17 protein-coding genes are annotated in these 21,111 nt (G+C 49.4%); 15 read left to right on the plus strand and 2 right to left on the minus strand.

The features are described from left to right. Positions 1 to 7: 7 nt before the first annotated feature. From AC0YNS_RS12190 to AC0YNS_RS12230, 9 genes are all read left to right on the plus strand, one after another. Positions 8 to 853, plus strand: coding sequence for an NAD-dependent epimerase/dehydratase family protein (locus AC0YNS_RS12190; protein ID WP_475781258.1), 846 nt, complete (start codon positions 8 to 10; stop codon positions 851 to 853). A gap of 141 nt (positions 854 to 994) precedes the next feature. Continuing rightward, positions 995 to 2,746: a sensor histidine kinase gene (locus AC0YNS_RS12195; RefSeq protein ID WP_475781259.1), complete on the plus strand. Its 1,752-nt coding sequence runs from the start codon at positions 995 to 997 to the stop codon at positions 2,744 to 2,746. A gap of 341 nt (positions 2,747 to 3,087) precedes the next feature. Further along, positions 3,088 to 4,191, plus strand: a complete 1,104-nt coding sequence (locus tag AC0YNS_RS12200; RefSeq protein WP_475781260.1) for a putative 2-aminoethylphosphonate ABC transporter substrate-binding protein — start codon at positions 3,088 to 3,090, stop codon at positions 4,189 to 4,191. Between the two features lie 86 nt (positions 4,192 to 4,277). Next, entirely contained in the window at positions 4,278 to 5,327 is a 1,050-nt protein-coding gene (locus AC0YNS_RS12205; protein WP_475781261.1) for a putative 2-aminoethylphosphonate ABC transporter ATP-binding protein, read from the plus strand. Next, positions 5,324 to 7,003, plus strand: coding sequence for a putative 2-aminoethylphosphonate ABC transporter permease subunit (locus AC0YNS_RS12210; RefSeq protein WP_475781262.1), 1,680 nt, complete (start codon positions 5,324 to 5,326; stop codon positions 7,001 to 7,003). The genes AC0YNS_RS12205 and AC0YNS_RS12210 overlap by 4 nt, the downstream gene beginning before the upstream one ends. Positions 7,004 to 7,017: 14 nt before the next feature. Continuing rightward, the gene (gene phnX / locus AC0YNS_RS12215; protein WP_475781263.1) at positions 7,018 to 7,818 is read left to right on the plus strand and encodes a phosphonoacetaldehyde hydrolase; all 801 of its coding nucleotides are present in this window, start codon (positions 7,018 to 7,020) and stop codon (positions 7,816 to 7,818) included. A gap of 11 nt (positions 7,819 to 7,829) precedes the next feature. Beyond that, on the plus strand, positions 7,830 to 8,930 hold the full coding sequence (phnW, locus tag AC0YNS_RS12220; RefSeq protein ID WP_475781872.1) for a 2-aminoethylphosphonate--pyruvate transaminase: 1,101 nt from the start codon (positions 7,830 to 7,832) through the stop codon (positions 8,928 to 8,930). 15 nt (positions 8,931 to 8,945) lie between these two features. Beyond that, a complete protein-coding gene (locus AC0YNS_RS12225) occupies positions 8,946 to 9,731 on the plus strand; it encodes a DeoR/GlpR family DNA-binding transcription regulator (protein ID WP_475781264.1) in 786 nt (261 codons plus the stop codon). A gap of 49 nt (positions 9,732 to 9,780) precedes the next feature. Beyond that, positions 9,781 to 10,518: a Bax inhibitor-1/YccA family protein gene (locus AC0YNS_RS12230; RefSeq protein WP_475781265.1), complete on the plus strand. Its 738-nt coding sequence runs from the start codon at positions 9,781 to 9,783 to the stop codon at positions 10,516 to 10,518. Positions 10,519 to 10,931: 413 nt separating this feature from the next. On the opposite strand, the gene AC0YNS_RS12235 is transcribed toward AC0YNS_RS12230, so the two are convergent. After that, complete coding sequence (locus AC0YNS_RS12235; RefSeq protein WP_475781266.1) at positions 10,932 to 12,527, minus strand: response regulator transcription factor; 1,596 nt, start codon at positions 12,525 to 12,527, stop codon at positions 10,932 to 10,934. Continuing rightward, the gene (locus AC0YNS_RS12240; RefSeq protein WP_475781873.1) at positions 12,505 to 14,346 is read right to left on the minus strand and encodes a cache domain-containing sensor histidine kinase; all 1,842 of its coding nucleotides are present in this window, start codon (positions 14,344 to 14,346) and stop codon (positions 12,505 to 12,507) included. Before AC0YNS_RS12240 ends, AC0YNS_RS12235 begins: the two co-directional genes overlap by 23 nt. A 206-nt stretch (positions 14,347 to 14,552) precedes the next feature. Here AC0YNS_RS12240 and AC0YNS_RS12245 point away from each other — a divergent pair, with 206 nt between their 5' ends. The 6 genes from AC0YNS_RS12245 (at position 14,553) to AC0YNS_RS12270 (ending at position 21,089) form a co-directional block, all read left to right on the plus strand. Beyond that, complete coding sequence (locus AC0YNS_RS12245; RefSeq protein WP_475781267.1) at positions 14,553 to 16,013, plus strand: extracellular solute-binding protein; 1,461 nt, start codon at positions 14,553 to 14,555, stop codon at positions 16,011 to 16,013. An 80-nt stretch (positions 16,014 to 16,093) separates the two neighbouring features. Beyond that, the gene (locus tag AC0YNS_RS12250) at positions 16,094 to 16,999 is read left to right on the plus strand and encodes a carbohydrate ABC transporter permease (RefSeq protein WP_475781268.1); all 906 of its coding nucleotides are present in this window, start codon (positions 16,094 to 16,096) and stop codon (positions 16,997 to 16,999) included. Between the two features lie 73 nt (positions 17,000 to 17,072). After that, positions 17,073 to 18,395, plus strand: coding sequence for a carbohydrate ABC transporter permease (locus AC0YNS_RS12255; protein WP_475781269.1), 1,323 nt, complete (start codon positions 17,073 to 17,075; stop codon positions 18,393 to 18,395). A gap of 9 nt (positions 18,396 to 18,404) precedes the next feature. Next, entirely contained in the window at positions 18,405 to 19,178 is a 774-nt protein-coding gene (locus AC0YNS_RS12260; protein ID WP_475781270.1) for an SDR family NAD(P)-dependent oxidoreductase, read from the plus strand. A gap of 58 nt (positions 19,179 to 19,236) precedes the next feature. Continuing rightward, positions 19,237 to 20,370 carry a galactonate dehydratase gene (gene dgoD, locus AC0YNS_RS12265; protein WP_475781271.1) on the plus strand — a complete coding sequence of 378 codons (1,134 nt, stop codon included), beginning with the start codon at positions 19,237 to 19,239 and terminating at the stop codon, positions 20,368 to 20,370. 329 nt (positions 20,371 to 20,699) lie between these two features. After that, the gene (locus tag AC0YNS_RS12270; protein WP_475781272.1) at positions 20,700 to 21,089 is read left to right on the plus strand and encodes an acyl-CoA thioesterase; all 390 of its coding nucleotides are present in this window, start codon (positions 20,700 to 20,702) and stop codon (positions 21,087 to 21,089) included. Positions 21,090 to 21,111: the final 22 nt, after the last annotated feature.

The following is a 21,111-nucleotide window of genomic DNA, read 5'->3' on the forward strand; positions in this document are numbered from 1 at the left end:
CGAATAGATGAAAACGATAGCTGTAACCGGAGCAAGTGGAAAGCTTGGCGGATGGGTTGCCTCGGAGCTGCTGAATCAAGGATATACCGTCATTGCGCTGGATAACCGTCGCTCCGACAAGCTGCGCTGCCGGCAGATCACGGTGGATCTGGGCAACCTCGGGCAAGTCATCGGCGGCGTGAACGGTGCCGATGCTATCATCCATCTGGCGGCTATTCCTGCGCCGGGTTCATTTTCGAACGAGTTTATATTCGCGAACAATGTGCAATCGACGTATAACGTGCTGGAAGCGGCTTCGGTGCTCGGTATCCGGAAAGTTGTGCATGGCTCGAGTGAATCCTCATACGGCTTCGCCTGGGCGCCGAGGAAGTTCGATCCCGATTATTTTCCGGTTGATGAAGTACATCCGCAGCAGCCGCAGGAATGCTACGGACTATCCAAGATCGTCAACGAACAGACAGGCGAGATGTTCAACCGCCGGACCGGTATGCAGGTTGCGGCCATGCGCTATTCGCTGATCGCTACTCCGGATGAGCTGAAGTCTTTCGGGGAGCGCATCAAGCAGCCGGCGAACTTCAAGAAAATTTTGTGGAGCTATGTCGATATAAGAGATGCGGTTTCCGCCACTATCGCGGCCATGACGACGGACGGTTACGGCGCGGTCTCCCTCAATATTACGAGCAGCGATACGCTGAGCGATTGGAATACGGAGCGTCTGCTGGATGAGTTTTATCCAGAGGTGCGCGACCGTAGAAGAAGCTATGAAGGACGAGAGGCGCTGGTCAGCAATGAGGCTGCCTGCCGGGTATTAAACTGGAAGCCTGTCTATTCGTGGAAGGATCAAGCGGAATGAACAGAAGGAGCTCCTCTGACCAGGGGGGCTCTTTGTTGTATTCGACGAAAACTAGGACATCTGTACATAGACAGCTTACACGGGATGGAACTATACTACTAAGAGAGTTCTAAATTGTCCCAGAGAGAAAGTGTGAGTTTCATGCGGATTAATTCCAGAATCATCTATATTATTTTCGGTATCGCCGTGTTATTGGTCGCAATTAACAATGCATCCTATTATTGGTATACGAAGACTCTATTAAAAGATGACTTGTCCGCGCGTATGGCCTCAACGGCCATTCAAATCCGAACCTCCATTGAGCAATCCAAAGAAGGCTCTTTCTACACAGAGGATCTAATCGGTGAGAAATTGCGCATGGCCGCGATGTCCATCCAAGGACAAATTAACCCTGATGTGAATTTGATTACGAACGAACAGCTTCGTGTACTTGCGAAGCAGGCAGGTGTTGCCGGCATTTCGCTCATGCAGCGTGTTGCAGGCAGTGACGACATCGGAGTTATCAAATCCTCGGAGCCCAAAGAGCTTAAGATTACGAGCACGAAACCGTTCGGATATTGGTTCACGGCATATGATCAGCTGTTAACGAAGCACAATGTCACGATAGCAGAAGGTCAGAGCTTAGCTAACTTTTGGTCCGGCATCGCTGAGGTTCCGGCCTCCGGCGCAAGCGAGGTTAGTAAATTCGGTTTCTATAATGATGGATCGACGGATTATATTATTGCGGTCTTTGTGAACGCCGATCAGGTGCTGAAATATCAGGAAATTGTCGGCAGTGATACCATTGTGAAGAAGACGGTTGCGGCGAATCACGATATTATCGAAATTTCAGGCTTAAACGGCGTTACTTTCGGCAAACCTCCTAAACTGTATCGAGATAACAACGGGGCATCTTTTATCTCCATCTATGATCGACAGGTTCTATTTGGCAGCTATGCAATTAAACATGCCGATGACATCGACAGCTTTACGGAGGCTGTTCAAACGAACAAGCCGGTAAGCAGTCTTGAGAAATGGAAAGGTAAGACTGTTCTCAAAACATTCGTCTACATACCTGCCAAAACGCGAGTTTCGGAAGTGCAAAGAGACGTCCCTTACGTCATCGCGATCGTGTCCGATTATAGCTCGGTTGAGCAAACATTGAATGTGCAACTGGTTCGACTGGCGCTGCTCGTTGTGCTGTTTACGATATTCAGCCTATTATGCATGTATCTCGTATTCCGGTTTACGGGCAAAAGCAAGGAAATCGCCGTGCGCTCCACGCAAGAGCTGTATATTCAGAATATGGACGTTATGTTTACGGAGATTCGCAGCCAGCGGCATGATTTCCTGAATCATGTGCAAACGATGTATGCCCTCCTATCAAGAGGGAAGAAGGAAGAACAGCTTCGGTACATGGAAGAGTTAATTGAAGAAATCAATGAAGTGAATGATATTATTCGCATCGGCCATCCTGCCGTTGCTGCGTTGATTCAGGCGAAGCTGGCGCAGGCGATGAGAACGAAGATCTTGTTTGACCATCATTTTACGGGACTCGAAGGGTTATCGCTTGGTGTGAAATCGGTGGATATTGTGAAAATAATCGGTAATCTTATCGACAATGCATTCGACGAAGTAAGCGGCTTGGCTCCCGAGCTGCGTCATGTCATCGTCAAAGGCTGGTCGGAATCGGGCATGCTGTTTTTCTCCGTTGCTAATCTGGTGCATGAGGATTTCGATCCCGCGCGCGTCAACCAGATGTTCGGAACGGGCTTCAGCACGAAAGTCGGCGGGGAGCACAGCGGGCTTGGTTTGGCTGTAGTGAAAGAACGTGTAGAGTATTACAAAGGCACAATCGATGTGAAACTGGTAGAGGGATATATCCACTTCGAGCTGTCTATTCCCGTACTGTAAGGTTTGACCCTTCAACTCAAGAACCTCTTGCGCTTCATCGGGCGCAGGAGGTTCTTTTTGCTGTTGGGAAGAGTATATGCTACTCAACTGACGGGGGGCGATCGCAAGTCGAATCTCCCTCCCGGTATCCACTCACTCCTGAACTCGCATCCAGCTCCCGGCCTCCACGCATTGCGGCATAGAAGACATTTCAACCTCGAAACACAACTAAAAACAACCAATACACAAACAAAAACAATTTCTTAACTTGTATTTAATATTGAAATTACAATTGCCCCCTATATTTAGAGTATCGAAGCTTGGTTAATCCGAGCCGAATAAATAAGGAGTGACAACGAATAATGAAAAGGTTTATCGCACTTATCGTTCTAACACTGATGACAATCTCCATTATGGCAGCTTGCGGACAAGCAAAACCGGAAGCAAATACAGAACAAACATCTGCGGGGGCAAATGAGGGAACAAACAGCGGCGTAGATACAGAGAGTAAAGATTTGACGATCTACACCGCACTTGAGGATGATCAAATTAACGCATACCTGGTAACTTTTAAAGAAAAGTACCCAGACGTGAAATTGAATATTGTTCGTGATTCAACTGGCGTTATCACAGCGAAGCTGCTGGCAGAGAAAGACAACCCGCAAGCTGACGTCGTCTGGGGCGTAGCGGCAACAAGCTTGCTCGTCTTAGACCAGAACGAAATGCTGGAAGGTTATTCACCGGCAGGCGTGGAGCGTATCCAACCAGACTTCAAAGACAAGAACGAACCTGCTCACTGGGTTGGTATCGATGCTTGGGAAACAGCGTTTGTAGTGAACAAGATTGAGCTTGAGAAGAAGAACCTGCCAATTCCGCAATCCTACGAGGATCTAATTAAACCCGAGTATAAAGGTCTTATCACCATGCCAAACCCATCTTCTTCCGGTACAGGATTCCTTACCGTATCCGGCCTCGTTCAACTGAAAGGCCAAGACGATGCATGGTCGTACATGGATAAGCTGAACGATAACATCGCGATGTATGTGCATTCCGGCTCCAAGCCTGCGAAGATGGCAGGTACAGGTGAGTATCCGATCGGGATTTCCTTCGGCTACCGCGGTATCGAAGAGAAGAAGAAAGGTTCACCGGTCGAGGTTGTGTTCCCGAAAGAAGGTTCAGGCTGGGATGTGGAGGCCAATGCTTTGATGAAGAAAGCAACCATCAAGCAAACAGCGAAGAATTTCCTGGATTGGGCAATTACAGATGATGCAATGAAGGAATATAACAAGAACTTCGCCATTCTCGCAACAAAAGCGGATACGACTGTAATCCCTGAAGGTTATTTGCAGGATCCGGTGAAGCAGCTGATTAAGAATGACCTCTATGAAGCGGCCAAAAACAGAGACAACACGCTGGCAGAGTGGGATAAACGTTATAACGCGAAGAGCGAACCGAAAACGGAATAACGCCTTACATCACCCTATTACTAAGCAAGGAAGAAGCTGCGCGGGCATGATGCCGGGCAGCTTCAGTCCAATAAAGGGAGGCTCTTATGTCACAAGCTTACCTGTCACTGCGACATATTCATAAACATTTCGGCTCATTTACCGCACTCAAGGATATCAACCTGACGATTCAAAAAGGTGAATTTATTTGTTTGTTAGGCCCAAGCGGATGCGGCAAAACAACCTTATTGCGTATCATCGCAGGCCTCGAAACGCCAACCGAAGGAAGCGTCCTTGTAGGGGGCAAAGAGATCACGAAGCTTCCGCCGGCAAAACGGAATTTCGGAATGGTTTTTCAATCATACGCCCTGTTTCCGAATTTAACGGCTTATCAGAACGTGGCCTACGGCTTGCAAGGCAAGAAGTTATCCAAGAAAGAAATGAACGAGAAAGTCAGACATGTGCTGGATCTCGTAGACCTGGCGCATATGGGTGAACGATACCCGGCTCAGCTGTCAGGCGGACAGCAGCAGCGAATCGCGCTTGCTCGGGCAATTGTTTTATCTCCCGATTTTCTGCTTCTGGACGAACCGTTATCTGCGCTTGACGCCAAGGTTCGTGAGAAGCTGAGAGAGCAAATCTGCGAGCTGCAAGAGAAGCTCGGCATTACTACGGTCATGGTTACCCATGACCAAGAAGAGGCGTTAACGATGGCAGACCGTATCGTGGTCATGAATAATGCCGAGATCAAGCAGGTTGGAACGCCGCAAGAGGTTTACGATGTGCCGGCATCCCCGTTTGTCGCTGATTTTATCGGTGCCATCAATTTCATGGATCATGGGAAAGCTGCTGCCGCACAAGGCGGAATGGCAATTCGACCCGAGCATGTTCATATTCACACGATGCCCATTCCTAACGGAATACCAGCCATTGTGCGAAATATTGAATTCCGCGGTTCCTTCTATCGCTTAACTGTACAAGTTGAGCAGCAGGAAATGGCATCGCAACAGGGCACGATCGCCGCCCAAACGATGATCGTGGACATTTCGTCACAGGCCGCTGCTCACATGCAGCTATCCAGAAACGCCAACGTATTCCTTGAACTTCCCACAACTAAACGCATCCACTTTCAGCCCGAGAAGTTGGTGTTCGGATGAGAGACCGTGAGCAATGGATACGGCGCATCATCATCGTAAGTGTCGTATTCATCTTAATGGTGATTGTATTATTTCCACTCTGTACCTTGTTTAGCAAAGCTTTTCTAAATCGGGATGGTCAATTTAACGGACTTGATAATTTCGTTCATTATTTCACGACACCGGCCTTGTCCCAATCCTTAACGAATACAATCTTTATCTCTGTCGTGTCTACGATTATCGCGGGTACACTTGCTTTCTTCTATGCCTTTGGCATATCGCGAACCGCTGTGCGGGGCAAAGGATTCTTCAAATACGCGGCTTTGCTTCCGTTATTTGAACCCACCATCATGCACGGCATCGCTTTGACGTATTTGTTCGGGAATCAAGGGTTGGTTACAACCGGGTTTTTCGGCCATATCCCAGGGGTCAACATTCATTTGTACGGCCCGGTTGGCATTATCATCTCTGAGGTCATCTACATCTTCCCGCAAGCGTATATGATTTTCCTTACGGCACTTTCGATTACCGACTTCCGTCTCTACGAAGCCGCGGAGTCGATGGGAGCCGGCAAGCTGAGAAGATTCTTCACGGTTACATTACCATCGGTCAAATATGGATTAATTAGTGCCGTGTTTGTCTGTTTTACAGCCTCTTTTACGGACTTCGGAGCGCCACAGGCGGTTGGCGGCTCGTTTAATGTGCTGGCAACCGACATCTACAAGCAGGTTATCGGTCAGCAAAATATGTCCATGGGAGCAGCGGTCGGCATCCTGCTTACCGTTCCGGCAGTAATTGCCTTCGTCGTAAACCGCATCGTCGATCGCAAGCAGCGTTCGATGCTGTCAGCCAAATCTACGCCTTACCGGGTGGAGAAGAAACTAACGCGCGACGTCCTGTTTACGGCATTCAGCACTGTCATGGCATTAGTTATTCTCATTCCACTCGTAACGATGGTCTATGCTTCATGCGTCAAAGTATGGCCTTATGATCTGAGCATCGGCTTGAAGCATTACGACTTCACAACAGTTGCGGCAGGCGGACTTGGGCCGTATATCAACAGCTTGAAAGCCGCTTTCTTTACCGCCGTAATCGGTACGATCGTCACGTTCGTTTTTGCTTATTTTATCGAGAAGTCCAAGGAATTGAAGCTCATCCGAGAAGCGGGTTACTTTCTATCGATCCTGCCTGTTGCGTTGCCCGGCATGGTCGTCGGTCTGGCCTATATCTTCTTCTTTAATAATCCGAGCAATCCGCTTGGCGGAATCTACGGCACATTGGCGATTATCGTACTTGCTAATATCGTTCACTTCTATTCCGTGCCGTTTATCACGGCGACAGCTTCCCTGAAGAAGCTGGATAAAGAGTTCGAGCTTGTCTCGGAATCGATGCGAGTTCCTTTCTACCGCACCTTCCTGCGCGTAACGGTTCCGTTGTCGCTGCCGGTCATTCTCGAGAATGCGATCTACTATTTCGTTAATGCCATGGTTACTGTATCTGCCGTGATCTTCTTACGGTCGGCCGATACGAACTTGGCTTCTGTTTCCATCGTTAGCATGGATGATGCCGGAGACGTCGCGGCTGCAGCTGCAATGTCCACGTTGATCGTTCTCACGAACATTGTTGTCCGCTCACTCTATGAGCTGGCGGTAAAACGTATAAGAAGACAATCCGAAGCATGGCAGGTTCACAAATAAAGGAGGCCATTTAGATGACGATTAAAGGTGTTATTTTGGACTGGGCAGGGACTACGGTTGATTATGGTTGCTTCGCACCGGTTGCGGTGTTTATAGAGGTATTCGCTAATAAGGGCATCGACATTACAATGGATGAAGCGCGCAAGCCGATGGGGATGCTCAAAATCGATCATTTGAGAACATTGTGCGAGATGGAGCGTATCGCGGGGCTGTGGGAGGATAAATACGGCAGAATCCCGAATGATGCCGATGTGAATGAGATGTATACGGATTTCGAACGCATACTCTTCTCCATTCTGGCTAACTATGCAGAGCCTATTCCAGGCGTGATAGAGCTCATGGAACGATTGCGTAAACAAGGAATGAAGATCGGATCCACGACAGGCTACACATTCGAAATGATGAAAGTCGTAGCGCTGGAAGCAAATAAGAGAGGGTATGCCCCGGATTCACTCGTTACTCCTGATGATGTTCCGGCTGGACGTCCGTATCCGTGGATGATCTATGAGAACGCCATTCGTTTGGATCTTTATCCGATGAAGCATATTGTCAAAGCCGGGGATACGATCAGCGATATTCAAGAAGGCGTCAATGCAGGAGTCTGGACGGTTGGGATCTTGAAAGGCAGCAGCGAGCTCGGCATGACGGAAGCAGAAGTGGCTGCGTGTCCTCCTCAAGAGTTAAGTGAGAAGCTCCTTGCTGTTGAACTGAAATATCGGGCGGCAGGCGCACATTACGTCATCGATACCATCGGCGAACTGGATACCGTTATTGCATTAATCAATGCTCGTTTGGAGCAGGGGGATAAACCATGACCTACACAAACATTCCCGAGAACCCGTATTTGCTCCTAACACCAGGTCCGCTCAGCACGACAAAACGAGTCAAATCGGCGATGCTGCGGGACTGGTGTACGTGGGACAAAGAATATAATGATCTGGTCCAAGACATTCGAGCAAAGCTCGTGCATCTGGCTACCAAACAACCAGAATCCTATACGAGTGTGTTATTGCAAGGAAGCGGTACGTACTGCGTCGAGTCGGTCATTGGATCTGTAATTCCACAGGCCGGTAAGCTGGCTGTGTTAGTGAATGGTGCATACGGACAGCGGATTGTTCAGATGGCTAACACCTTGGGCATTGAGACGGTTGTGCTTGATTTCGGCGAAACAGAGCCAGCAGATCCTCAACATCTCGACGAAGTGCTGGCTGCAGACACGTCCATCACTCATGTGGCTATGGTGCATGGCGAGACGACTACCGGCATGTTAAATCCACTCGCAGACATTGCGGGTACGGTGAAACGACACGGAACAGTACTGATCGTCGATGCGATGAGTACATTTGGCGGAATTGAAATGGATGTTCAGGAGCTAGGCATCGATTTCTTGATCAGCAGCTGCAACAAGTGCATTCAAGGGGTGCCCGGATTTGGTTTTGTCATCGCAGTCAAGGAGCAGCTCAAGCAGTGTAAAGGGATAGCTCGGTCGTTGTCGCTGGATCTGTATGATCAATGGGATTCCATGGAGCGGTACAGCGGCAAATGGCGGTTCACTTCTCCGACTCATGTCGTGCATGCTTTCCATGAAGCCTTGCTGGAGCTAGAAGATGAAGGCGGCGTGAAGGCGCGTCAGCTTCGTTACGAAACGAATCAGCGGATGCTCGTTCGCGGCATGGAGCGTCTTGGGTTCCAAACGTTGCTGCCTGCTCGCCATCATTCGCCTATCATTACGTCCTTCTATTTTCCGGATTCGCCGTCGTTCACATTCGAGCGTTTCTACCAAGAGATGAAGGAAGAAGGCTTCGTGCTATACCCTGGGAAGATCACAGCCGCAGATACGTTCCGAATCGGTAATATCGGGGATGTACATGCTGCGGATATGGAACGTTTAATCGAAGCTGTGGAGCGGAGACGCTTCTGGCTCTGAGGAGGTTGCGTACACATGTCGTTGATCGGCGAAGAACGTAAGGACTATATCTTAAATGCACTGAACCTGAAGGGGACAATACGGACATCCGATTTAGTGGATCAGTTAAAAGTATCCTCTGAGACCATTCGTCGCTACATGGAGGAATTAGAGGAGCAGAATAAGCTGAAGCGTGTGTACGGCGGTGCGGTGAAGATCAATCTAACCCGCGAAGAGCCTACTCATCTCAAACGCGAGGTCATTCGGGCTGAAGAGAAGAAGCGGATCGGACGCGCTGCTGCTTCGCTCGTGGAAGATAACGATATTATTTTTATCGAGGACGGGTCAACGACACTGCAGATGGTTCATTATTTGCTCAATCGTAAAAATATTACGGTCATCACCCTCTCGGCCCCAATCATGTATCTGCTTATCGATTACCAGAATAAAGGTTTCTTCTCCGGCGAAATCTATTTTCTCGGCGGCAAAGTGAATGCCAAACATTCCAGAGTGAGCGGGTCTTTAACGGAGCGGATGGTAGAGCAGTTCTACGCGGATAAAGCCTTTATCTCGATAGACGGCATTATGATCGAGAAGGGGATTTCAAGCTTCGATGCCGAGCGCGGTCAATTGGCCAAGCAGCTGATGAGCCATGCGAAGCAAAGCATTATCTTGTCGGACCACTCCAAGTTCGGTGCCATGCAGTTCTACAAAATCGCCGATGTCAAAGATGTCGATATCATCGTCAGCGACGTGGAAGCGCCGAAGGAATGGCATGCTTATTTGGCAGATAAAGATGTAAGCTGGATTAATGCCGACTAATAGTGAGAATGCTATAATAGATGTAAATCTATGGATGAGGTGATTGATCTTGCTAGGTCGCAGCGGCAATCCTACTTTGAATGACAAGTCCTTCGAGAATTCAGGTCAATATCTCGGTGCTGATCGCATGACGATCGAAGGTACCGTGAACAAAGCATTTATTACACTAGCGATTCTGCTCGGGGCTGCGTTCGCCACATGGTCGATGTATTTCAATGGCCAGAATGTTACGGGATTAGCGATTGGCGGAGCAATAGGCGGTTTGATCCTGGCACTCGTGATTAGCTTCAAACCGACAACAGCGCGCTATCTCGTACCGGTCTATGCGGCGCTGGAAGGTGCGTTCCTCGGCGCACTTTCGGCCAGCTTTGAAGGAAGATTTAATGGTATTACGCTGCAAGCCGCTTTGATAACGATGTGCGTGTTCATCGCCTTGCTGCTCGCGTATAAAACAAGAATGATCAAAGCTACAGAGAACTTCAAGCTTGGGGTATTCGCGGCAACGGCCGGTATTGCGCTGGTTTACCTGGTCAGCATCGTGCTCGGGATGTTCGGTGTAACGGTTCCGTACTTGCACGACAACAGTCTGATCGGAATTGGTATTTCGCTCGTAATCGTTGTAGTTGCTGCTCTTAATCTCGTGCTCGACTTCGATTTCATCGAGCAAGGGGCGCAGCGCGGAGCGCCGAAGTACATGGAATGGTACGGGGCGTTCGGCTTGATCGTGACGCTGGTTTGGCTTTACATCGAAATTTTGCGCCTGCTCTCGAAGCTGCGTAGCCGTTAGTTTAAGCATAAGATACAAAGAAGTGGCTGTCCGGGCAAGTCTCGGCAGCCACTTTGTTGTCTATACAACATGAAATAGCCCCGCTAACGGTTGTCAGCGGGGCTATTTCATGGAAATATGCCATTTTGAAACGCTAACGGTTGCGACAGAGGTTATTTCCAGCAATTTGGTCGATTCCAAGTGGAAAACGTTCATATAAGCTCGCTGGCAACCGTTAGAAATAATAAAGGGGCGATTCGCGCCAAATAGCCACTGTCACAACCGTTAAAGCTAGAAAGCGACAAAACATACGCTCATCGTGGAGTTACATTTCAAAGATCCAAAAAGAAACCCAACGTTGGAGAAGACGTTGGGTTTCTCGACATTCTGATCGTTTCTTCGTGAGAAGGGACGATGCTTCTTTAGTGTTCCGCTTAGCCTCGGAACACAGAAGGGCTGGTTCCGGTTACTTTCTTGAACACGTTGCAGAAGTAGTTCTGATCTTCGTAGCCGACAAGCTGCGAGATTCGGGCAATCTTGAGCGTTGTCGTCCGAAGCAGCTCCTTGGAGCGCTCAATTCGCGCCTTGGTTAAATAGTCATTGAAGCTGATGCCGGCGACCGTCTTGAAGCGTTTGGAGAAATAATTAGGATGAATGAAATAGGTCTCGCCGACCCACTGCAAGGACAGCTCTTCCGCATAATGAACCTCGATGTATTGTTTGACGCTCTCGATAATTTCGTCGCAGGATTGATCGGTTCCTCGGTTCAGCATGCCGCTCAGACGCTGCAGCTGCTGCTCGATGATGTCGATGATATCCTTCCAGCTTCGGAGATTGTCTAAGCTGGCGATGGGCGTGCCCAGGTTCCAATTGGGCAGATCGGTTGCGGTCTTGGCCGCATACTTGCGCAGCATGTGAATGATATCCGTATAGAGGTACTCCACTTGTTCGTATCTGGCACCGGACGTTTCAGCGAGCGTACGGAACAGCTGGCCCGCATAATCGAGAAACTCTTGATGGCGCCCTTCCTCGAGCATCGCGCTGAGTCCGCGTTCTGCCTGGACGAAGATGCGCGGGTATGCGGCTGCGGCAGAGGAAGTCGTTTCGATATCGGTATATACGTTGCCATTGCCGAAGAGCAAGCGATTCTGCAGTACCTTGCGCGCTTCCATGCAGGAGAGGCGCAGCTGCGTCATTTCCGGTTTGATGCCGCCAAGGCCGATAGAGATCACGAGACCCAGATGCTGCTTGATCCACTCTACCGTTTGATTCAAGGTTTCAGGCAGTCTTTGCAGTTCAAGCTCGCTCTGTGAGCCTAGGAAAACAACGATCTCTTCGGAGTGGTAGGCGTGCTTGAATACTAAGAACTGGATGCCGGATTCGGCCGCTAATGTATTCTCTATAATGTTCTGAATCGCAAACCTCGCGAGCGGCTCGTCATTCTCTTGAAAGCGAGAGGATTCGTTGCGGTACACGATCTTGACGGATGCTCCGGCGAAAGAGGTGCATTGCATGAGGCTAGTTGGAATGCCGTCCCATCGCAGTTCCTGTTCGGAGATGAGATGCGTCAATTGGAAATCCAGCGGCTGCAGATTGCTCTGGCGAATCATATCGCTTAGTTCACTGAGCTTGCTGCGATCGGCGGCTTCCTGCTGCTCCTTCCGAAGCTCCTCGCATATACCCTCGAGCAGCACATTCAGCTTCTCTTTGTCGATCGGCTTTAGCAGGTAGTCTCTTACATTGTAGAGAAGCGCTTCGCGTACATACTCGAATTCATCGAATCCGCTGATGATGACGAATTTAGTCCGTGGAAAATTAACCCGTGCGGAGTTGATAAACTGCAGCCCGTCCATCCCCGGCATGCGAACATCCGTCAGGACGATGTCCGGCTGACAGTTTGCCAGCTGAAACATAGCCTCGAAGCCGTCTCCGGCCTCTCCTGCAAGCTGCAGACCGAGCGTCTCCCAGGCGATTTTGCGAATTAATCCTTCTCGAAGCAACGGCTCATCATCCACGATTAACACTTTCATCGGTACCGCCTCCTGCCGTTTGCTTTGGTAATACAAAATAAATCCGCGTTCCCGCCCCCGGCTTGCTGTCAATAACGACCTGAGGATCGCTGCCGTAATACATCTGAATGCGTTTAAACACATTGGAAAGTCCAATCATCGTTCGGGACGAAATCTGACGGGACATCATGTCGTTCGGGTCGCTTAGCTTGCGGTGAAACAGCTCAATCATGGCCGGTTCCATGCCGACTCCGTTATCCTCAACAATAATTTGCAGCGAGTGCTCATCAAGGCTGACGAGCGTCACGCGGACGAATTTATAGCCAACCTTCTGCTCCAGACCATGAATGATGGCATTCTCCACGAGCGGCTGAATGAGAAACTTCGGTAGAACGTAGGAGCCGATCTGCTCATCCGTATGGATTTCGTAATCAAACTTCTCGGGAAACCGTATTTTATAAATCGATAGATATTGGTGCAAGTGATCCAGTTCTTCCCTGATCGTGGCAATGCTGCCGCCATTGAGGTTGTACCTGAGCATCTTGCCAAGCGCCAGACAAATATATGAAATCCGCTCATCGCCATGAATGGAAGAGATGCTGTCGATCGTACTGAGCGTATTGTAGAGAAAGTGAGGATTGATCTGCGTTTGCAGTGCTTTGATCTCTGCTTCTTTCTTTAAGAGCTCGGTTTCATACACCTTGGAAATCAGCGTGCTGATTTCGGATGTCATCTTATTGAAGCTATGCTGAATGGTGGACAGCTCATCGGAGCCTTTAACCTCAATGAACGCTTGGAAGTCGCCCATCTCTACGAGCTTCATCTTCTTATTCAATTCCTTGAGCGGACGTGTAACCCCGGCGGCAATGAGGGAACCGAGCAGCATGGCAATCAAGAAACTGATGGCTGCGATAAGAATAAGCGTATTCCGGAACGTATTGACCTTCTCGAGAATGCGGTCAAGCGGCACGCTGCCGAGGACGATCCAATCGCTGACCCCAAGCTTGTGATAGAAACCGATATTGGTATTCTCGTCATCGTCCTGAAACCGGAAATCCACATATTTCGTATTCGTCTGTGCTTCCTTATAGCCGTTGAATAAAGGGCTGCCGGCAATGGACTTGCCGATCTCCTCTTCATTGCGAGAGTACACAATATGTCCGCTTGTATCCGCAATATAATACGTACTGCCGTCATCGTTCTGTAAGCCCAGCAAGGTTTTCTCCAGCACGCGGGGGTCAATATCGATCTTGATGTAACCAATGGGATGCTGGGCATTCATCGTAATTCGTTTAAGCAGCTGGATGTAGCTGACAGTCTTGACTGGCGTAACCGTTGTGCTGATTGTGGTATAGGACACACTCCAGAAAGGAAAGCCATCCAGTTCGAGCGCCTTCTTGTAAAGAACAGCTTGTTCCTGATCGAGAAGCTTCCTAACACTGGCATTGTAGTAGTAGTAACTGCTGATCTGCTCACCTTTGAGGTCAGTGATCGCAATGAATGAAATGAGTGGATTCTGTACTTTCTGGGAGGCGAGCTTGTTTCGATAATACTGCTGGGTATCAAAGTTGAGAGGGGCATCCAGAAACTTCTGCAGCGACGTATCGCTGAAATAACTGTATCCGGTATTACCGATTGTCTTGAAATGGAGGTCGAGGGTATCCACCGTTTGTTCCGTCAGCTTCTCAAGTCCCTCCAAGGTAGAGGCTTCCAGCTCATGGCTCATAATTCGATAGTACGAATAGCCCATGATAAAAGCCGTAAGGCTGATGACAATAAAGAAGGATAATATCATTTTGTTGCGGAATTGATTGTTAAGACTTTGAAAGTAAGACCACATCTTGCTCAAACAAACCCCTCCAGGCACTGACAGCGCTTACTCCGAATATTCGACAACTTCCGAAGTTTTCCTTTAATGGCGATTCTGAATTTACAGAGAAAAGTTAAAATATTGCTAATAGGATGTTAGGATATTACATAGAAAGCGCTCTCAATAAGGAACTATACTACAGTTGTAGAAGAAATCATTTAAGGGGAGGCAGTCAATTGAACAACGCAAAACGACTTAAAAAATGGACTGTATTAGCATGTGTCATGGTCTTGATGCTTGTTGTATCAGCTTGTGGGGGCGGCAATAACAACAACACAGCTAACAACACGACAACGAATGAAAGCACGGACACAGCGACTACGGAAACAACCGACAACACGAATAATGCTGCAACAAATGAAGCAGCTACAACAGATACACCGGCAGCAAACGTCGAAATTACGGTTTGGGATCAACCAACACCGGAAGACACACAGAAAGAGCTGAAAGAAGAAATTTACGCGGAGTTCGAAACCCAAAACCCCGGCATTAAAGTCAAGCATGAATTAATGCCGCAAGGTACGAATGACCGTGAAGTTTTCGTTACAGCAATGGCTGGCGGCAACGGACCGGATGCTTACCACGCAGCTCACTTCCCAATCATTGCTGACTGGGTTGGCCAAGGCCTAGCGCTTGACTTGACTCCGTATTGGGATGGATATGCGGACAAAGATAAATTTATCGCATCCTCGTTGCAAGCCGGCACAATCGACGGCAAAGTTTACGGCGTGCCTCATGATATGTACGTAACAGGTTTGTTCTGGAACAAGAAAATGTTCGAAGCAGCGGGTCTTGATCGCGATACGCCTCCTGCAAACTGGGATCAACTGGTTGAGTTTGGTAAGAAGCTGACGAACGTAGACAAGAAACAATACGGTATCACGCTTCTGGGCATGGAGTGGGCTGACTGGTGGTTCGAGTATTATGTATGGCAAGCTGGCGGCGACTTGACGCACCTGCAGCCGGACGGTACTGTACAATTGGCCTTCACAGAAGATCCTTCTGTTAAAGCACTTCAGTTCTACAAAGATTTGAAATGGACGCACAAAATCGTTCAGAACAACGTGCTCCAAAGCTACCAAGACAACATGAATGATATTTTCCAAGGCCGCGCAGCGATGTCCAATGCAGCATCCGGCGGATTCGGCGACTATGTTGCTCAAGGTATGGATTTGAATGATGTAGGCTTTGCACCATATCCGGTAGGTCCTGGCGGCAAAGGTCCAGGCCAAATCGGCGGCGCGTACTGGATTATCAATCCGAAGACATCCAAAGAAAAACAAGATGCAGCTTGGAAATACATCGTGTACATGAACTCCAAAGAAGTGATGGAGAAAGTCCTTACATTCCAACAAGACAACGGTATGTTCCCGAACTTGTTGTCCGTTCGGAGCGACGTGGATCCTTCCCAATTCGCGAAAGATATCTCTCCTGAGCTCGTTGCTGCTGTAAACAAAGCGGCTTCCGATACTCACCTGGAGTACTTCTTGAAAGAGCGTCTTACTCCTTATGTAGTTAAAGCGGTTCAAAAAGCGTTGACGGATGAGAAATCCGATCCGAAACAGCTGCTTCAAGAAGCGCAGGATGCAGCACAGAAAGAAGTTATCGATGCGTATAACGCATCCGTGAAGAAATAATATGACGCAGGCGGAGGCAGCGAGCGGGCTAAACATGCCGTGAGCTGCTCCGCCTGTCATTCCGAAAGGAAGCGGAAGCGATGAAAACAGCCACCGGACAGCAGCCGCAAGTGCAATTAAAGACTCCCTACCGATTTAAGATATCGTGGACGCCTATTTTCTTTTTGACGCCGGCTATCGTGTGTTTCTTGGTATTTAAATATTACCCGCTGCTGCAAGCCGTATATATGGGTTTCTTTGATTATAAGGTCATTAACCCGCCCGGCAAGTTTGTCTGGCTGGATAATTATAAGTATTTATGGCATTCGACGGAGTTCTGGAATGCGCTCCGGAACACCTTTGCTTTCTTTTTTATTTATTTTGTACTTACATTCTGGGTGCCGATCGTGCAGGCCGTCTTGCTGAACGAAGTTAAATTCGCCAGCAAAACGATGCGCTCGTTGTACCTGCTCCCTACAGCCGTTCCGTCAGTAGCGGGCTACCTGCTTTGGAAGTGGCTCTACAACCCGGATTACGGTTTATTGAACTATTTGCTCAGCTTCATCGGTCTTGGTCCATACGGCTGGCTCAACGATCCCGCAATGTCCAAATGGTCGATCGTATTGCCAGGCGTGTTTGCAACCGGAATGGGGATGCTCATTTACTATTCGGCGCTTCAGGGCATTCCGAGCGAGAACGTAGAGGCAGCCAAGATTGATGGTGCAGGACCTTGGCGCAGAATGACAGCGATCGTGTTCCCAAGCTTGAAATTCGTTATCGGGATTCAGTTTATATCGTTTATAAGCGGTGTATTCCTGACCTTTGACCCGATGTACATTATGACCGGCGGCGGACCGGCAAACAGCACGCGGACACTGGCCATGCTCGTGTTCAACAGCTCCTTCAAGGAGTTCCGATTTGGGGTAGCGGGTTCGATCTCACTCGTTATGTTCGTAATCATCGCGTTGATCACTTACTTGCAGCTCAAATTGTCCAACAAGGATTAAGATGAGTGGTTTGAGGAGATTTCCGGTCGACTCAGCATTCATCTAATTTAGAGGATCCAGGAAGGAGTATCTCATGGCTGGACGCGGACGCATTAAGGAGAAGGGCGGATTATCCGTCAAAATCGTCTCCTACTCAGTTGCCATTTTCTTTATTCTATCGTCGATCGTTCCACTTGTCTGGATGATCAGCTCATCCATGAAAGATAACATTTCTATTTACAGCTTTCCGCCTAAATGGGTTCCTGAGGTACCCAAAACCGTAAGCGTGACGCTCAATTACGATGGCGCGGATATTACGAAGCCTGAAGAGTATGAGCTGGATGCCATGGAGGCCATTTGGTTCACTTGGAAAAGAATGCAGAATGAAGCGGTCGGCGCGATGAAGGTAACCGGCGTAAAGGATGGCGTCATCGTGTATACAGCGTCGATGCCGGCTTATAACTTTACGGTTGGACGGCCGCAGATCGTTCCGACCATGGTAGCGACACATGCAGTGATGAAGAACAAGCTGGCCAAAATTCGTGCCGGGAAATTTACAACGTTCGATTTCAAAGGTGAAGGCGGAGCTTATAAGGGCTCCACTGAAATTGCAGCGGAATTGCCGCTTCACGCGACAAACGCGCTGAAATGGCTTTCGGAATCGAAAGTTGTGAAAGGTAAAGTGCTCACCATCTCTGAGGTGAAGGACTGGAAAAGGCTGTTCGACAATTACATCGTGCTATGGAAAAAGTCCGGTGACGAAAGCAAAGGCGCTAATTTCGGCTTCCCGCACTTCTTATTGAACAGCGTGATCGTAACCGGATCAACGATTATTCTTCAACTGCTGATCGGCGGAACTGCAGGTTACGCGCTTGCTCATCTTGTTCGGAGCAAGGTCGGTACGTGGCTCACGTTGTTCTTCGTAGCGACGATTATGATTCCTGAGATCGCCATCCTCGTTCCGCTCTATTTAACGATGGATAAACTCCACCTGGTCAACTCGTTGTGGGGGATTATTTTACCGCATACGGCGTGGGGGATCGTTATCTTCTTGTTCAAAGGATTCTTCGAACAGCTGCCGGGCGAGCTGCTTCAGGCGGGACGCATCGACGGTGCCTCCGAGTTTAAGATTTTCTGGAGAATCATCGTACCGATGTCGGCACCGATCTTTACGGTTGTCGCGGTTATGACGTTTATTGCGGTATGGAATGAATTCCTGTGGCCGCTTGTTGTTGCTCGAACGCAAGATGTATGGACATTCACCGTTGCGCTTAATGACTTCCAGCAGCGGCAAAGCATGGGGTCCAACGTCATTATGTCCAGCTTAGTTATCGCTACTATTCCGCTCATGATTATCATCACTTCCTGTCAGAAACTCATCGAGAAGGGTGTTTCTTTCACAGGCTTGAAAGGGTAGGGGACTTACGTGGATCGCAAAGTTGCTTTAGTAACAGGCTCAGGTCGCGGGATCGGCAGAGGCATTGCACTTGCTTTTGCAAGGTCAGGTTATGATGTGTGCGTCAATTACAACACCAGTGCGGAGATGGCACAGGAAGTAGTGCGTGAGATTAACGCCTTCGGCGTGAAGGCGGAGGCCGTACAAGCCAATATCTCAACGCTAGAGGGAGTCGAGTCGCTGTTCGAGCAATTTAATAGTCGATTCGGCAGATTGGATGTACATGTCAACAATTCGGGCATCACGCGGATGAAGCCGTTCCTTGAAACGCCGCCGGAGCTGTTCGACGAGGTGTTCAATACCGATTTGAAGGGACTCTACTTCTGCTCGCAACAGGCGGCGCGGCTCATGGTCAAGAACGGCACAAGCGGCGTTATTATTCAGATTAGCTCCAACCATGCCGAAGGAACATGGGCGAATTCCACCGTCTATGCCGCGGCGAAGGCAGCTGTAAACAAGCTGACGAAGAACATGGCACTCGATTTGTCTCCTCATGGCATTCGGGTTGTCGGCATCGCGCCGGGCTACACGAAGAACGGTTGGGGCGATGGCAATGAGCGCGTTCAGAAGATCATCGAATCGGTCTCATCACGTATCCCTATGGGACGATTCTGTACGCCGGCGGAAGTAGGCGAAGCGGCTGTATTTCTGGCTTCGGACAGCGCGGGTTATATGACAGGAACGACTATGTTTATGGATGGCGGCGCATTGCTCCCGGTATGGGCAGAGAAGGGGAACGGGTAACGGAGAGTTGCTCAATGCTCGATGAAACCAGTATAGGACGTAAAGGAGATCGAAAGCTGTGAAAATAACTGATTTGAAGCTCTATCATGTGAAACCTCGCTGGTTGTTTCTGAAAATTGAGACCGATGAAGGCATAGTTGGCTGGGGCGAGCCAATCGTCGAAGGTCGTGCTCTTACCGTGGCGACAGCCATTGAAGAGTTGAAGCGTTACTTGATCGGCGAAGATCCGCTTCGTATTGAGCATCATTGGCAAATCATGTACCGGGGCACGTTCTATCGCGGCGGCCCTGTCCTCGTGAGCGCGATAAGCGGGATCGAGCAGGCGCTGTGGGATATTAAAGGCAAGTTCTACAACATGCCTGTCTATGAAATGCTCGGCGGCAGAGTGCGCGATAAAATCCGCATGTACTGTCACTGCCACGGTGAAACACCGGAAGCGTTCGCAGCCAACGCTAAGCGTAGAGTAGAAGCTGGCTTCAACGCCATTAAAACAGGTGTAGACGCACCGGTACGGCATGTGGATTCGCTGGCTTTCGTGGAGAGCCAAGTGAACAAGTTCATTGCAGCCCGCGAAGCTGTGGGCAGCGGTGTCGACATTGCGATCGACTTTCACGGTCGGGTCAGCCCGGCTATGGCGATTCGCCTTGCCGCGGCACTCGAACCCTATTATCCGATGTTTATTGAAGAGCCTTGCTTGCCTGAGAATGTGGACTCCCTCCTGCGCATAGCACAATCGACAAGCATTCCGATCGCAACGGGCGAGCGGTTGTTTACACGGTGGGGCTTCCGCGAAGCGTTGGAGAAAGGCGCAGTAGCAATCGTTCAGCCGGACCTATGCCATGCAGGCGGAATCTTCGAAGGACGCAAAATCGCCGCAATGGCGGAAACGTACTACGCTTCCATCGCACCGCATAATCCGCTTGGACCGATTTCGCTTGCGGCCTGCTTGCAGCTCGATGCTTGTACGCCGAACTTCTTGATCCAAGAGCATCCGTCTATGGCGGAGAAGTGGGACCTTGGAGAAGGCTACTTGAAGAAGCCGTTTGAAGTTATCGATGGTCACGTCGCTATCCCGCAAGGGCCTGGCCTCGGTATCGAAATTAATGAAGAAGCGCTCATTGAACGCGGCTACGCAGGCGACTGGGATACACCTCGTCTGGCGTACGACGATGGCTCGTTCGCAGAGTGGTAAAATGATAGGCCGTTCTCTCCGGTAGGTTCGGAGAGAGCGGTCTTCTTGCTGTTTTGCATGGTGAATGATAGAGAAGCTTAATGGTTAGTTTGAAAACTTGAGAGTTCGATATTTCGACTCTCAGCCGTGTATCGGCATATTTTCTGCGCTGAGAGTTCGTTTTCTGCACTCTCAGCGTCTAGCGCGGGGAGCGGAATATTGCCTTTTCATGACTAGTTGATTTGGCACTCTCCACTCGCTTTGACAAGCATACTCTCGCCCGCTAACATGAAGGCAACTAGGTCTGATCTGTACAAGGCGGCTGCAACAACGGAGGAGTGTGTGGATCGATGCAAGCGAATCTGGAGCTAATCGTCCGTTCAACGGAAATCGATGTGAACGGGCATGTGAACAATGCCAAGTACTTGGAATATCTCGAATGGGGACGGGAAGCATGGTATGAGCAGGCGGGCTTGCACTATGATGTGTTACTTGCGATGGGTGTTCAGACGGTAACGGTCAATATCAATATCAACTATCGCAAGGAGTGCAGGCAAGGCGATCGGTTGACGGTTACAACATCCCCGGAGCGGGCCGGGCGTAGCAGCTATGTGCTCAAACAGGAGATCGTGAACGAGAAAGGCGAGCTATGCGGGGACGCGGTCGTTACTTGTGTGACGATGGATTCCAACACGCGCAAGAGCCGGGAGCTGCCTCCGGAACTAAGAGGTCAGTTTTAAATGTTGCGATAGAATGCAACTT

The sequence above is a fragment of the Paenibacillus sp. J22FR21 genome, from assembly GCF_056269135.1.